This window comes from Rufibacter aurantiacus, from assembly GCF_017916345.1.
Taxonomy (GTDB): Bacteria; Bacteroidota; Bacteroidia; order Cytophagales; family Hymenobacteraceae; genus Nibribacter; species Nibribacter roseolus.
On sequence record NZ_JAFMSV010000002.1, the window covers coordinates 911,106 to 925,863 of the forward strand.

Here is a 14,758-nt window from a genome sequence, read left to right on the forward strand (position 1 = left end):
GTTCTAAGAATTATACCGCCACTGGGTGCTGCGCCTGAATGGCATCTGCTACCTGCTGCATGAGCCACATGGGCGTGGAAGTAGCGCCGCAGATACCCACGGAGTTAGCGTCTTTGAACCAGTCCATGTCCAGTTCCTCGGCGTTCTCCACGAAATAGCTTCTGGGGTTCACCCGCTGGCAAACGGCGTAAAGCGCCTTGCCGTTAGAGCTTTTCTTACCGCTCACAAATACTACCACATCATGGTTCTGCGCGAATTTGTCCAATTGCGGCTCACGGTTAGAAACCTGGCGGCAGATGCTGTCATTGGCATCCAGGTCAATTACCTCTACCCCGTTGGCTCGCACCGCCGCTACGCGCTCCTCAATAAGCTCTTTCATGCGGTAGAAGCCTTTGGTGCTTTTGGTGGTCTGGCTGAACAGGGTGATGGGACGCGTGTAGTCCAGCTTGTCAAGGTCTTCCTCAGTAGTGATAACGATGGCCTCGTTCCCGGTCTGCCCGGCCAACCCGATGACCTCTGCGTGCCCTTGCTGCCCATACAGCACGATCTGGCCGTTGTGGGCTTTGACCGAGTCATAGGCGTGCTTCACGCGGTTCTGCAGTTTGAGCACCACTGGGCAAGAGGCGTCAATGAGTTCCAGGTTATTGCGCAGGGCAGTCTGGTAAGTCTCCGGCGGCTCGCCGTGCGCCCTTATCAAGACTTTGCAGTCATGCAGTTGCTCCAGCTGCTCGCGGTCAATGATGCGCAGCCCTTTGTTATACAAACGCTGTACCTCCATGCTGTTGTGCACAATGTCACCCAGGCAGTACAGCTCAGATACTTCTTCCAATTCGTCTTCCGCCATCTGGATGGCGAACTCTACCCCAAAACAGTAGCCCGAATTCTTATCTATGGTTACGTTCATACACAAAGGTAACAAACTGTTTACTGGGCAAGTTCTTTCTGCAGCAGCGCCGAAGCAACTAAATCCAGCACAAAGTCAACCTGCTCATCTATGGTAATATAGGAAGTATCCAGCAAATGTGCATCCTCGGCCCTTCTCAAAGGGCTCTCGGCGCGGGTAGAGTCAATGAAGTCGCGTTTCTTCAGGTTCTCCACAATCTCGTCAAACGGCACCATCTGCTTCTTTTCAAACAATTCCTGCTGGCGGCGGCGGGCCCTGATCTCCACCTCGGCGGTCATGAAGACCTTCACCTCGGCGTCGGGGAAAACGGCGGTTCCTATGTCGCGGCCGTCCATCACCACGCCGCGGCGCTTGCCCATTTTCTTCTGCTCAGCCACCATGGCATGGCGCACGGCCGGCAGCACGCTCACCTCACTCACCTTGTCTGAGATGTACATCTTCCGGATCTCGTCTTCCACGTTGAGGCCGTTGAGGAAAACCTCGTTACGCCCCGATTTGGCGTTGCGATGGAAAGTGACCTCAATGTTGTCAAGCGCTTCCTGCACCTTCTTGGGGTTGGTGAGGTCTACGTAATGCTCTAAAAAGTAAAGGGTAACCGCGCGGTACATGGCGCCGGTGTCAATGTAAGCGTAGCCTAGTTCTTTTGCCACTTGCTTGGCGGTAGTGCTTTTACCGCACGAAGAGTGCCCGTCCAGGGCTACTACAATCTTCTTCATACCAGTGCCTTAGGTGAAATTAATTAGCAATCTTTGGTGGGGCAGGGTATGCCTTTGCCCGAGCGCTGGTGGCGCTGGTAGCTTTTGGTTTTCTTGCTCAAGGACGAGGACTTGCGCGTACAGGCGGGACTCACCGCACCCAGCAGCAAGCACCACACTAACCCAAGGGAAAAAATCTTTCTCAAAACCATTAACTTTGACTGCAAAGATAAACGTAATCTGCCGGAACCGCTACGGGTTTTTACGTACCCTACCATTTCCGGCTTACTTTTCTCAAAACTCCTTAAAAACTTACCATGGCTACACCCAGATTCTACAAAATGAGTGGCAATATCATTGACGTCCTACGGAAGGAAATCTACCAGGGAACCCTGGAGATCATGGACGGCCAAATTGCCCGCATTGTACGGGAAGCCGTCACAGAAACGCACTACCTCCTGCCCGGGTTCATAGACGCGCACGTGCACGTGGAAAGCTCCATGTTGGTGCCCTCAGAGTTCGCGCGCCTGGCGGTGCCGCACGGCACGGTGGCCACCGTCTCAGATCCGCACGAGATCGGCAACGTCCTAGGACTCAAAGGCGTGGAGTACATGCTGGAGAACGGAAAGAAAGTGCCTTTTAAATTCTTCTTTGGGGCGCCCTCCTGCGTGCCAGCCACGCCTTTTGAGACGGCTGGCGCCGAGATCACGCCCGAGGACATTGAGGAATTGTTCCAGCGGCCTGAGGTCAAGTACCTGGCCGAGATGATGAACTGGCCCGGCGTTTTGAACGGGGATGACTTGGTCATGCAGAAGATCACGCTGGCGCAGAAATTCGATAAGCAGGTAGACGGCCACGCCCCTGGTCTGCGCGGCGAAGAGGCCCAGGCCTACGCCACCGCCGGCATGACCACCGACCACGAGTGCTTCACCGCCGAGGAAGCCCTGGACAAAATAGCCGCCGGCATGAAAATCCTCATCCGGGAAGGCAGCGCCGCCAAGAACTTCGATGCACTCATAGAACTACTCGCCCAGCACCCGGACCAGATCATGTTCTGCTCCGATGACAAGCACCCCGACAACCTGGTGGAAGGCCACATCAACGAGCTGGTGAAACGCGCCCTGGCCCTGGGCCATGATTTGTTCCACGTGCTACAGGCCTCCTGCGTGAACCCGGTACACCACTACAAACTGGAAGTGGGCCTGCTCCAGGAAAAAGACCCGGCAGATTTCATCGTGATTGATAACCCGCGGGATTTCAACGTGCTCAGAACCTACATCAACGGGCAACTGGTGGCGGAGAATGGCCAGAGCAAAATCGCGTTCACCCCCAGCGAGGTCATCAACAACTTCCACGCCGAGCCTAAAACCTTAGAGCAGTTCCGCTTCCCGGCCGGTGATGCCGTGAAGATCAGGGTGATTGAGCCATACAATGGCCAGCTGGTGACGGGAATGCTGTTTCTGGACCCAAAAATTGAAAACGGCCACATCGTGAGCGACCTGGCCCAGGATGTCCTGAAGATGACCGTGGTGAACCGCTACCAGAACACCGCGCCGGCGCTGGCCTTTATCAAGAACTTCGGGTTAACGCGCGGAGCCATTGCGTCCAGCGTGGGCCATGACTCGCACAACATCATTGCCGTGGGCGTGGACGATGAGAGCCTGTGCCGCGCCGTGAACCTGCTCATTGAGGCCAAAGGCGGCATCTCGGCGGTGGATGGAGAACGTGAGGAAGTGCTGCCCTTGCCCGTGGCCGGCATCATGTCACCGGAAGATGGTTACTGGGTAGCCCAGCAGTATGCCAAACTGGACCGCACCGCCAAGGAACTGGGCAGCGCCCTCACCTCGCCCTTTATGACGCTCTCTTTTATGGCCCTTCTGGTGATTCCGTCCCTTAAACTCAGCGACAAAGGCCTGTTTGATGGTCAGCACTTCCAATTTGTGAATGTCACCTGCGCCACCCTTGAAGGAGAATAACCTGTCTTTTGATTAAGAGCTGTTTTTAGCCTGATTTATAAATTTCGGGCTAAAAACAGGCAAATTCTTGGGGCTTTGGCCGGAGAAAAGGCGCTTTATTTTACTTAAGACTGCTTATTCTGGGCTCGCTGGCAAAATTATTGCTTTTGACAGGGTAACTATTCTTTCTGCCGGACGGTAAGCAAGGGCAGGGCTCTCTTCATGGGGTCTTTATATTACACTTCGGCGGAAAGGGGATTGCCTCTTTCTCTTACCTTGTCATCTAGTAAAAGCGCGGCTTGTTAACAGAGATTCTCCTTTTTGCGGTAGGGATTGTGGTCAGCACCTTCGGGACGATGGTGGGCTTTGGGGGTGGGGTGTTCATGGTGCCTATCCTCATCATGTTCTTCCAGTTTCCCATTGAACTGGCTATAGGCACGGCCATGACGGCTCTGCTGCCGGCGGCCTTGGTTTCCTCCATCTTCAATTTCCGGGAGAAAAGCATTGACTACGTGGTGGCCTCGCTCTTGCAGTTCCCGGCCATGGTGGGTACCCTCATAGGGGCTTTTCTGGTGGCCTACATGCCCGTGCTGCAGATGCAGATCCTGTTTGCGCTGTTTGTTTTGGCTGTGGGTATTTACATGCTCATCACGTACAAACAGGAGAAAAAACGCAAGCAGGGCATGATGTACCGCCTAAACCGCATGCCCACTTCCTTTATCCGGAAGAACCATCCCAGGCACCTGGCTTATAGGTTGAACGGCAGCCTCATGGCTTTCTTCGGGTTGTGTTCCGGCGTCATTGCCGGGCTCTTTGGGGTTGGCGGGGGCTTTTTGCAGACGCCCATCATGATCAGGGTGTTCAAGATCCCATCACAGATTGCCATCTCCACGTCTTTGTTCATCCTGGTGGTGACCAGTCTCTCGGGGATTTCTTCGCACTACTGGCTGGGCCATATTGACTGGACCAAGAGCATGCCGCTCATGCTTGCCTTCGCGATTGGGGCGCTGCTGGGTAAAACTCTTAAAGGTCAGCAATTCCCTCCTACCCAGCAGTTCTCCGAGAAACTCATAGGAGTGGGCCTCATGCTGGCGGGAATCAGCGTTATGGTGCACATTTTCCTGAAATACCAGCTATAATCAAGATTATACCACTTTATTGCAAAGGCTTAAATAATTTATAATCATCAAATATCCATTTTATTAGCAATAATGTTTCTCCTCTCAAACCTTAAAGCTTTGGGAGAAACATTATCTAAATCTTAAGCTAAGGAATCAAATCTTACAATTTATAATGCAAAGATTTATCCCACAATAAACCATCAAAGGAGTTTTTGTCTACGGCATAATTTTCCATACTCCTGATATTTACGCCAACATATCCCATCGGATGCCTTCCACCATTATGATAATTGTTTATTGCAAACCGTAAGGATGGTATATTCCCAGATGGATCTAATACTGACACACATATAATGTAATTACCTGATGGTACAGTTGAAGGTAATCTGAAAGAAGCATCTACTATGTTTTTATTTGGCTTTGTTAAATAGGATTGAGAGGTTACATCCCAAGATTCCCCAGGCATCCATTCGCTTATTTTGAGATTTTTTATACTCCCTCCCCAAATCTTCTCTTTGGTTTTTACATCATGGAGGCTAATCTCTACAGGCCAATCATAGTAAAAAGGACTTGATCCAGTATTAGTTACAGAAAACCTCACTTTAAAATCTTCATTTGACTTTAAGATTAACGGATATTTGAATTCATCTATCACAAATCTATACCCCATGGCTTTTTGTACCTCATTTGCATTCTCAAAAAAATTTGCATCTGAAAAATTAGCCCAAGTGATACCTCCTAAATGGTTGCAGTGAAGTTCACGGATCAAATTCACCATCCTAAATCTTTCACCTGGATCAGCTAAAAGTTCCTCTACACTTTGGTACTTATCACCAAAAGTACCCCAGTTCCAAGTCAACTCCCCACCAACAGGTTGTTTCTTCCACCTGTTGGGAAGTTTCATTATTTCACTATAACCACGAGCCTGCTCTTCAGGCATTGCCCATGAATCCCATATAAGACCAAATTCATAATCTTTGAAATCATATGCATACCTTACTAATATTTTCTTGTTTTTAAATGACGCAGAAAAAACATCGCCTAATACCTTCTCTATTCCTGGGATCCAGGTCTTATTTGGCACATGTGGCTCACCAGAATTAGTTGGCCAATAATCGCTTATAGAAGGTGTATGGTGTTCGGCCCATTGACCAATTATACCCATCTCCACATAAGCAACCCTAGGGTCATTATCCCAAGCTAAAGCGAGCTTTTCTACAAACTTGATTAATCTATTTTTGAAGTCGGCACTGAAATAATCTCCAGTCTGCAAGTCCTTTGGCCAGTGCGTTCCCCGGATATCATCAGGAATAGAAGGATCTTGAACCCCATCTTCCTCAGGCCACTCCAGGAGAACCCGAGGTATAACTTTTACATTTTGCTTCTCAATTTCTTTCCATCTATGATTGGAATAGGCCTTGATTTTATCCACATCATCATTGGCGTATTCTTCTAACTTAACCCACTGCATATATTCTTTTACCATAGATCCAAAGGGAAGCGGGTAATCTTTTCTTTTGATATCTACCCCTGGAGAAAAAAACTCTCTGAAACCCATCATTGGATTCCTAAACCCATATTGAATCTCTTCGGGCCAAACTATAACAGTATCATTTCTAACAATTGTTTCTCCTGCCTTTGGAATTACTACAACTTGATTTTCATCAGGTTCACACCCAAACAAAAGGACTATAAAACAAAAGCACAAAAAGGCTTTAAAACGGTCAGAAGAAAAACAACTCACTCTAATTAAGATTTCAGTTATAAACATTGATTGAATTCGAAATTTAGTCTTTTACAAGATTCAATCAACAGCAAATAACAAAAACAATATAACAAGGCACAGATGTAAAACCCTAAAAAGCTAATCAATCATTGGTTATAGATTATGACGCTTCCCAAGGAATATTATTGATACTGAGCAAGGATAAATTACGTGCCGGTTTCCGGGAAATAGGTATCCAGGAGTTGCTGTACTTTCTGGGCCGTCAAAGGCTTGGTGAGGTAGGCGATGTTCCGGGCGGCGGCGCGCTCGGTGTCCTGGCTGTGCTCTGAGGTGGAAAGCAGGGCCAGCACCATGTCTTGCCGGAAACCGGGGTCCAGTTGCTCAAACATGCCCAGAAACTCAAACCCGTTCATTACGGGCATGTTGATGTCCAGGAGGATGAGCGAGGGCTTAAAGTAATCCGCCGAGGCGGTGTCAACGCTCCCTTCGCTTAACTGGTGGAGGTAATCCCAGGCGTGTTTGCCATTGCGGAACTCCTTGATCTTGTCTGTAATCTGCATCCGGCTCAGCAAACGCTGGTTCAGGAAGTTGTTTGTATCATCGTCATCGACGAGCATGATGCCCTTCAGTTTCTTCATATCCTTGGTGCGGTCTATTGTTCATGGTTCACAAAATACAGCTGGAAGGTGGTTCCTTCGCCCAACACGCTATCCACCTCCACTTTGCCGCGGTTGTTGTCCATGATGCGTTTAATAATATACAATCCTACGCCGCTGCCCTCCACGTGGTCATGGAACCGGCGGAACAATGAGAATAAATGCTGGCCGTACTGGCTTAAGTCCATGCCCATGCCGTTGTCCTGCACCGTTAAAACTAGGTAGTGGTCCTGGTGCCGGGTGGACAGGGTAATTTGCAGCGGCCGCAGGGCATCGCGGAATTTAATGGCGTTGGAGATAAGGTTCGTGAGCAGGCTGAGGAGGTTGTCACGAGAAAAGTACACCTCCGGCGCAGCGGAAAAATCGGTGTGCAGGTTCGCTTCCGCGATGCTCAGGGGCTCTGCCAGCCTTTCCTTCACTAATTCCAACACCTGCGCGAAAGAAACCATGCTCAGCTCCTCTTCCTTCACCGGCCGCTGGATACGGCTCACCTCTGTGATGTTGTACAGTTTGCGGTGGATGCTGGAAACGGAATCGTCAAGGCGCGCGAAAAGCTGGTTGAACTCGGGGTTATCCGGCGGCAACTCCTCCTTTAGGGCTTCTACCAGGCCGGTGATGTTGAGCACCGGGGCACGGAGGTCACGGGAGGCATAGTAGACAAAATCATCCAGATCAGCGTTTTTCTTGACCAGCTCGTAATTTTTGGAGATAAGCTGCTTCTCGGCGCGTTTGCGGTTCTCCACCTCACGCTCCAGCTCGCGAGTGGCGGTGATGGCGCGGGCACTGCGCTCCTGCACCCGCTGCTCTAAGTCCTGCTGCACCTGGCGCAGGGCCGCCTGACTTCGTTCACGCTCGGCTATCTGCTCCCTGAGCTCGTCATTGGCTTTCTGCAACTGCTCGGGGCTGGGAATAGCCAAAAGCCCCGGTACTGCCTTGATCAGCAAACCGGTGGCTACCAAGGCAATCACGCCAAATACCAGCCTTAGCACCAGAAACAAGCCTCCGTCATTGCCATCGCCCCAGAAGTTGAGCGAGTGCAAAGCACCACCCATTAAAGCAGTGACTCCGAAGAGCGTCAGCACTACCTTCCGTTCCTGGTTTTTTTGCCGGATTGCCAGGTAGAAAAGCGTGCCTGCTACCAGAACGTAGGCTGTTACCACCATCAAATCCCCTACCAACACCAGACCATCGGGGCCAGGGGTGCCGGCAGGAGAACTTACCGCACTATTTGGGGAAATCTGAAGGAGGACCACAGGTTAGGTTTTGAAAGTTCAATGTGCTTAAAACGGGTGCTACCGCCACAAAGTTGCTGGCAGAAAATCAGCCTTGAGCCACAGTCAGTTGGCGGCAACCTCTGTAAACAGAACGGCCACCAAGGTGAAAGCTTGGTGGCCGTTCTAAGCCCGTTTCTAAAAAAACAGGCTTAAAAGCAAAGATTTAGTCAAGGTAGCCTTGTTCCCGCATCCAGTCATCGTTGTAGATTTTGGCCAGGTAACGGGTACCATGGTCTGGTAAAATCACCACCATGGTATCGTTCTCGGTGAGGTGCTCGCGGGCGTACTCAAGGGCGCCGTGCACTGCAGATCCGCAGGACCAGCCCACAAACAGACCTTCTTCTTTGGCCAGGCGGCGGGTCATGAGGGCCCCGTCTTTATCGGTTACTTTGATGAACCGGTCAATCAGGTCAAAATTCACGTTCTTGGGCAGGATGTCTTCGCCAATACCCTCGGTGGCGTACGGGTAAATCTCTTCTTCGTCAAAGACGCCGGTCTCTTTGTATTTCTGGAACACTGAGCCGTAGGTGTCAATGCCTATCACTTTGATGTTTGGATTCTGCTCTTTGAGGTACTTGGAGATACCGCAGATGGTACCGCCGGTGCCTACGCCGCAAGCGAACGTGGTGATCTTACCCTCGGTTTGTTTCCAGATCTCGGGGCCGCTGGTGTCATAGTGGGCGGCGGTGTTGGAGAGGTTATCGTACTGATTAGGGTAGAACGAGTTGGGGATTTCCTGGTTCAGGCGCTTGGCCACGGAGTAGTAGGAATCAGGGTGCTCGGGGGCCACGTTGGTGGGGCATACGATGACTTCGGCACCAACGGCTTTGAGGATATCGATCTTCTCTTGGCTCTGCTTGTCAGACATGGTGAAGATGCACTTGTAGCCTTTGGCGATGGCGGCCAGGGCCAAACCCATGCCGGTGTTACCCGAGGTGCCTTCAATGATGGTGCCGCCCGGCTTAAGGATTCCCGCTTTCTCGGCGTCTTCCACCATGCGCAGGGCCATGCGGTCTTTCACTGAGTTGCCCGGGTTGAAATACTCTACTTTTGCCAGCACAGTGGCTTTCACTCCGTCCGTGACGCTGTTCAGCTTCACCAGTGGCGTGTTACCAATGGCCTCTATAACATTATTGAAATACATACCTTGTCTCTTGGTGGTTTGACTCTTGGAATCAGGCACAAAGGTAACCAAATTTTTAAGACCTACCGGGTTCAGTCCAGGAGTCTGTTACCAGCGCGGTTCATAGAAAGTAGTGGTGTCCCGGAAGAGGCGGTTGTAGCGCAGGCGGGCCTGCCGCAGCGAATCCTGCCGCATCATGAGGCGCTCGGCCTGCTTCTGGCGCTCGCGTTCCTCCATGAGTTTGGCCACGCGGGAGCGCTGCCTTCCTTCTTTGGAGAACTGCTCATACAGGAAACTCAAAGGGCTGGTAATGAGGTCTGCCGGGGCAGGCGGCCCGGGCGGGATGATGATGCGCGGCACGGTCACGTTCATCCGGGGTTTGGGCGGCGCGGGGCGCGGTTTCATATTCCTGAGCACCCGGTCTACCTTTTCCGGCGACAAAGGCGATACCCGTACCTCTTTCAATTGCACACTCTCTTGCTGCAGCAGGATGTTCACCCGCAGCTCTGTGACGCTGCGCAGCGAGGGCACGTATATTTTCTCCCGGAAACCCAGCGCCCGGAAAACCAACGTATCAGCCGAGGAAATCTTGATCCGGAAGGCACCCTGCTCATTGGTGGCCTGCCCCTGACCGGTGGCTTTGAGGTACACAGATGCCCCCGCGATGGGTGCTTTGGTGTCTTCCCGCAATACCTGCCCGCTTACCCAGATACTGTGCCCCGCCGTGGTCTGGGCCGCGGCTCTCTGCAGGGCAGCCAAGCTTAACATCAAAAGAAATAAAAAGCAAAAATGCTTACTCATAGAACACAGAAGGGCGCAAATGCAATGAAAAAGGCTTGCCTTTCTTACGGGCAAGCCTTTCAAAGATACAGAGAGAACGCTTAGTTCTCCAGTTTTATTTTAGTGTCACCGGACTTGTATTTCACCTCGTCCTTCTCGCGTTTTATTTTGGCGGCATCGGTCTTGATCTTGGACTCATCACCGTCTTTTTTCACTTTGGTGGTCTCGGTTTTGAGTTTAGACTCATCCCCGTCTCTCTTCATTTTGGCTTGACCCGCTTTCAGCTTGGCCTCATCACCGTCAATTTTGAGTTTGGAGCCGTCCTGGGTTTTGTATTTAGCCTCTGTGCTGTAATATTTCTGACGGTTGGCCTCATACATCTTGAACTGCTCTGGAGTAAGGAAGCCTTTTACCTCCATGTCTACATTGGAGTTGATAGACTCAATCTCGCTGTAATATTGAGTAGGATAATCATCAGGGTAGCCGGTCACTTCCATGGTACTGGAGGTCTGCACGGCGGCACCGCTGTCCATCATGTTATCGTCTTCTACCATCATGTCTTCGCTCATGGTGCTGCTGTCTGCGGCAAGGCCGGCACTTTGGTTTGTGCTGCTGTAGCGGGTCTCCAGCTCGTTCATCATGCGGGCGCGGTTATACATCACCGTTCTGATGCGGGCCTGGGCGGCTGCGTCTAGTTTCAGGTCTTGGGAGATTTGGGAGGACATGCGGTTGGCTCTATCTCTTGACTCTCGCTCATAGTTATAAACCGTAGAAGAGTCGGTGGTCTCGCCGGAGGCGTTGTCTGGAGTATCGCTGTCGTTTTCGTTTGTTTCTGTAGAGGTACCGGCGTCTTCACGGCAAGAAGAGAAAGCAAAGGCCCCTGCCGCCATAAACATTAACATATACTTTTTCATAACCTGTTTCTTAAGTAGAACATCTGTGGCCAAGTAGCTTAGCTCATTCCAGCAGTTTTACGCAACCCCATCTGCCAGGTTATTCATAGATTGCACTTAATCCACATCACCGTTTCTCTCCACAAAAGCCATAAAAGTACTTAACAAAACAAAAACCCTGTTTTTAGGCCATTTTAGCAAAAAAGGTCTAAAAACAGGGTTTGTACTTTGATCAAAAGATCACCAAAAGAATTTTAGATCAATCCAAATCCAAAGCTTTTCTAAGCGCGCTTGAATTCAAACACTGTGATCTCAGGCAAGAAGCCTACGCGCCCGTGGTAGCCCAGGAATCCCAGACCTACGTTCACATACAGGTGCTGCCGCCCTTTCTGGTACAGCCCGGCCCATTGTTTGTACACGTACTGCACGGGGCTCCATTTAAAACCAGGGATGTTCACCCCAAACTGCATCCCGTGGGTGTGGCCAGACAGCATAAGGTCGATGTCTGGGTACTTGGTGTTCACTTCCCCGTCCCAATGTGAGGGATCATGGGAAAGCAGGATCTTGAACGGCAGGTGCTCTGTGCCGGCGTAAGCCTTGGACAGAATTCCGTACTTGGGGAAATTCATGCGATGGCCCCAGTTCTCCACGCCCAGCAAGGCAATCTGCTGCCCATCGCGCTCCAGCACGCGGTGCTCGTTCATGAGGATATCCCAGCCTGCCCGGCGGTGGTGATTGATGAGCGTGTTCAGGTTCCGCATTTTATCCTCGCGGCTTTCCCAGGCCACATAGTCGCCGTAGTCATGGTTGCCCAAGATGGAGAAAACCCCGTCGCGGGCCTTGATTTTAGCCAGCGTAGGAACATACGGCTCCACCTCAGAGGCTACGTTGTTCACCATATCGCCGGTGAAGACCACCGCATCTACGGCCTGTTTGTTGATGAGGGCCACGGCTTTCTCCAGCGGCTCCCCGGAATGGAAACTGCCTGAGTGCATATCGGTGATCTGCAGAAGCCGGTATCCTTCAAAGGCGGGGGGCAGGTTGGGAAACCTGAGGGTTACTTTCTTCACCTGGTAGTCATAGGCGCCTTTCACCATGCCCCAGATAAGTGCCCCAAACGGAAGTGCCCCCATCACCAGGGCCAACTGGCTCATGAAACGGTGCCGGGACACATCAAACTTAGGGCTCTCCGGCCCTCGTACCGTATTAGAGAACCACTGCGTGAGGCGCACCAGATCATCCAGGAACAGGAAAAGCACGATCACTAACTTAGAGATGAACAGGATAAAGAGCACATTGGCCACCTGCATGCGCGTAGGATTGGGTGCCGAGCCCCGGGTGAGCAAAGCCAGCAACAGGGTACCTAAGGTAAACAAACTGATGGCCCAGTAAATGATGTAAGCCGCTTTGCGGGCACCTGGCGCCCAGGCGGCTGCCACCGTCCGTACTGCCTGGAAAACATAAATATCTATGAGTAATACGAGTATTAACGTGATGATCAATCTGGTCATGTGCTTCTATAAAACTGATTCAATGCGACAAAGCTAATTTTCCTTAACGAAGGATGTACGTGTTATTGTAGCCGGGTGGTGAACTATTTCTAAGTCATATAAATTGTACAAGAAACTTTATTCTGAATTCTATACAAGCATTATCCCGTATGTCTACGCTTTACGCCACCGCACCACTCTCTATTAAGTCCTGGGCCGAGGAAGACCGCCCGCGCGAGAAACTCCTGCTCAAAGGCCGCGCCGCCCTCTCCGACGCCGAACTCATTGGCATCCTCATCGGGTCTGGCACGGCAAAACTGAGCGCCGTGGACGTTGCCAAACTCATCCTCAGCGCCGTAGATAATGACCTCAATGCCCTGGCCCGGCTTACCGTAAAGGAACTGCAGAAGCACAAAGGCATCGGCGAGGCCAAGGCCATCTCCATTGTAAGTGCGCTGGAACTGGGCCGTCGCCGCAAAGAAGCCGCCCCTGCCGTGAAAACCCGCATCACCTGCTCCACCGATATTTACGACTACATCCGCCCGCAACTGCTGGACCTGCCCCACGAGGAATTCTGGATCATCCTGCTTAACCGGGCCAACACCATTATGAAGAAAATCCAGATCAGCACCGGCGGCGTGGCAGGCACCGTGGCTGACCCGAAGCTCATCTTCAAACATGCCTTGGAGAACCTGGCCAGCGCCATTATCCTGGTGCACAACCACCCCTCGGGGCAATTAAAACCCAGCGCCGCCGACATTGCCTTAACTAAAAAGCTTCAGGAGGCCGGAAAGGTTTTGGACCTCCCCATCCTGGACCACCTCATCTTCACCGACAGCAGCTACTATAGCTTCGCAGACGAAGACCTTCTCTAGTGATTGCTGATTGCTTATTGTATATTGTATATTGTTGATTGTCTTTCTGGAAGGCAGTCGCTGAGAAGTGGCTGCCTTTTTGTTTAGGACCTGTTTTCCGGAAAACGCGCCTAAACCGTACTAGTCATTACTCAAACTGTAGCGGCGTTACACCGTAACGCCGTGACCCTACGCAGCAACCCACGACTCAAATCTCAATAAATTATCCTTGCCACTCAGATTCTGGCTTTGTAACAAGGTCTTATTTGGTAGAGGTGATTTCGTTCCATAGAACCACGGCGTTACAGGATAACGCCGCTACGGTGTTTTGGACCCATTTTCAGAAAAACAGGCCCAAAACGGCTTCTTTCTCCACTGTATCATTTTCTTTCCGACCTTTGCGCGCTCAACCTGTCTTAGTTCATGAAAGGATTCAAATACATTATTCTTATTGGCGTGCTGCTTATTGTAGGCTATCTGGTAAAAGACCTGTTCTTCAATGATGAAAGCTACAACCAGGCCGTCCTCAAATTCAGGGAAAACAAGGACCTCTCCTTCAGAAGCGTCACCCGCTCTCCCCTCCCTGATTCATTGCGCCGCTCCTTCAACAAGCTCAATTACTACGCCCCGACCCGTGACTTTGAGATAGCCGCTGATTTCACGCCCATTGAAAGCAATGAGCCTACTGCCATGCCTATGACCACCGGCACCCAGGAACCTTACTTTGTAAAAGGGAAAGCCTCCTTTGAACTGGAAGGCCAAACGCATACGCTCACGCTGTTCCAGAAAGCCGGCTCCACCTCAGATACGCTGTTCATCCCCTTCACCGACCAGACCAACGGTTTTGAGACCTACGGCGGCGGCCGCTACCTGGACGCTATTCCCAACGGCCAAACCATCGTGCTGGACTTCAATAAAGCCTATAACCCCTTCTGCGCCTACAACCCGCAGTTCGCCTGCCCAATGCCCCCCGCCGAAAACCGTCTGAAGGTGAAAATCCCGGCCGGAGAGCAGGCTTTCGCCAAGTAAACTTGGCGAGTTCTGAGTCTTGAGTTCTGAGTTATTTGTTGGCGCGAGCTTGCAGCTCGTGTCCGCTCGTATTCCTGATACTTTTGAACACATCAGCAGCACACTAATCAGCAATGCGTGCGGACACGAGCGAGACGCTCGCGCCAGCGGAAGTTACCTTTACGCTATACCGCTCTCTCAAAAGACCTCGCAGCGTCCGGAGGACCTGCGAGCTTCTGTGCCAAAACCGCTTCAAGCCCGCTTTTCCCAAAAGGAGCT

13 protein-coding genes and 1 pseudogene are annotated in these 14,758 nt (G+C 51.4%); 4 read left to right on the top strand and 10 right to left on the bottom strand.

From position 1 onward, the window contains the following. Positions 1 to 10: 10 nt before the first annotated feature. Genes J3P34_RS09045 through J3P34_RS09055 form a run of 3 tightly spaced genes read right to left on the bottom strand, consistent with a single transcriptional unit; the run spans position 11 to position 1,805 of the window. On the bottom strand, positions 11 to 904 hold the full coding sequence (locus J3P34_RS09045; RefSeq protein WP_210463413.1) for a 4-hydroxy-3-methylbut-2-enyl diphosphate reductase: 894 nt from the start codon (positions 902 to 904) through the stop codon (positions 11 to 13). A gap of 20 nt (positions 905 to 924) precedes the next feature. Continuing rightward, the gene (cmk, locus tag J3P34_RS09050) at positions 925 to 1,620 is read right to left on the bottom strand and encodes a (d)CMP kinase (RefSeq protein ID WP_210488022.1); all 696 of its coding nucleotides are present in this window, start codon (positions 1,618 to 1,620) and stop codon (positions 925 to 927) included. 23 nt (positions 1,621 to 1,643) lie between these two features. Then, positions 1,644 to 1,805 carry a hypothetical protein gene (locus J3P34_RS09055; RefSeq protein WP_210463411.1) on the bottom strand — a complete coding sequence of 54 codons (162 nt, stop codon included), beginning with the start codon at positions 1,803 to 1,805 and terminating at the stop codon, positions 1,644 to 1,646. A gap of 111 nt (positions 1,806 to 1,916) precedes the next feature. Between J3P34_RS09055 and ade the strand changes: the two genes are divergently transcribed. Both ade and J3P34_RS09065 read left to right on the top strand, forming a co-directional pair. After that, positions 1,917 to 3,575: an adenine deaminase gene (gene ade / locus J3P34_RS09060; protein ID WP_210488024.1), complete on the top strand. Its 1,659-nt coding sequence runs from the start codon at positions 1,917 to 1,919 to the stop codon at positions 3,573 to 3,575. A gap of 278 nt (positions 3,576 to 3,853) precedes the next feature. Continuing rightward, on the top strand, positions 3,854 to 4,693 hold the full coding sequence (locus J3P34_RS09065; RefSeq protein ID WP_246853622.1) for a sulfite exporter TauE/SafE family protein: 840 nt from the start codon (positions 3,854 to 3,856) through the stop codon (positions 4,691 to 4,693). A 142-nt stretch (positions 4,694 to 4,835) separates the two neighbouring features. Here J3P34_RS09065 and J3P34_RS09070 read toward each other — a convergent pair whose 3' ends face one another. The 7 genes and pseudogenes from J3P34_RS09070 to J3P34_RS09100 form a co-directional block, all read right to left on the bottom strand. After that, complete coding sequence (locus J3P34_RS09070) at positions 4,836 to 6,446, bottom strand: DUF4832 domain-containing protein (RefSeq protein ID WP_210488026.1); 1,611 nt, start codon at positions 6,444 to 6,446, stop codon at positions 4,836 to 4,838. Between the two features lie 161 nt (positions 6,447 to 6,607). After that, the gene (locus J3P34_RS09075; RefSeq protein ID WP_210488028.1) at positions 6,608 to 7,039 is read right to left on the bottom strand and encodes a response regulator; all 432 of its coding nucleotides are present in this window, start codon (positions 7,037 to 7,039) and stop codon (positions 6,608 to 6,610) included. Positions 7,040 to 7,053: 14 nt separating this feature from the next. Then, positions 7,054 to 8,310 carry a sensor histidine kinase gene (locus J3P34_RS22360; protein WP_210488031.1) on the bottom strand — a complete coding sequence of 419 codons (1,257 nt, stop codon included), beginning with the start codon at positions 8,308 to 8,310 and terminating at the stop codon, positions 7,054 to 7,056. A 187-nt stretch (positions 8,311 to 8,497) separates the two neighbouring features. Beyond that, a pseudogene (locus tag J3P34_RS09085) lies at positions 8,498 to 9,475 on the bottom strand (PLP-dependent cysteine synthase family protein); the annotation flags it as partial. Positions 9,476 to 9,562: 87 nt separating this feature from the next. Next, complete coding sequence (locus J3P34_RS09090; RefSeq protein WP_210488035.1) at positions 9,563 to 10,213, bottom strand: carboxypeptidase-like regulatory domain-containing protein; 651 nt, start codon at positions 10,211 to 10,213, stop codon at positions 9,563 to 9,565. A gap of 122 nt (positions 10,214 to 10,335) precedes the next feature. Then, positions 10,336 to 11,148 (bottom strand): hypothetical protein, encoded by an 813-nt coding sequence (locus J3P34_RS09095; protein WP_210463404.1) that lies wholly within the window; start codon positions 11,146 to 11,148, stop codon positions 10,336 to 10,338. 260 nt (positions 11,149 to 11,408) lie between these two features. Continuing rightward, a complete protein-coding gene (locus J3P34_RS09100; protein ID WP_210488037.1) occupies positions 11,409 to 12,638 on the bottom strand; it encodes a metallophosphoesterase in 1,230 nt (409 codons plus the stop codon). A gap of 149 nt (positions 12,639 to 12,787) precedes the next feature. Here J3P34_RS09100 and radC point away from each other — a divergent pair, with 149 nt between their 5' ends. Beyond that, entirely contained in the window at positions 12,788 to 13,492 is a 705-nt protein-coding gene (gene radC / locus J3P34_RS09105) for a RadC family protein (protein ID WP_210463402.1), read from the top strand. Between the two features lie 402 nt (positions 13,493 to 13,894). Next, on the top strand, positions 13,895 to 14,500 hold the full coding sequence (locus J3P34_RS09110) for a DUF1684 domain-containing protein (RefSeq protein ID WP_210488039.1): 606 nt from the start codon (positions 13,895 to 13,897) through the stop codon (positions 14,498 to 14,500). The last annotated feature ends 258 nt before the right edge of the window (positions 14,501 to 14,758 follow it).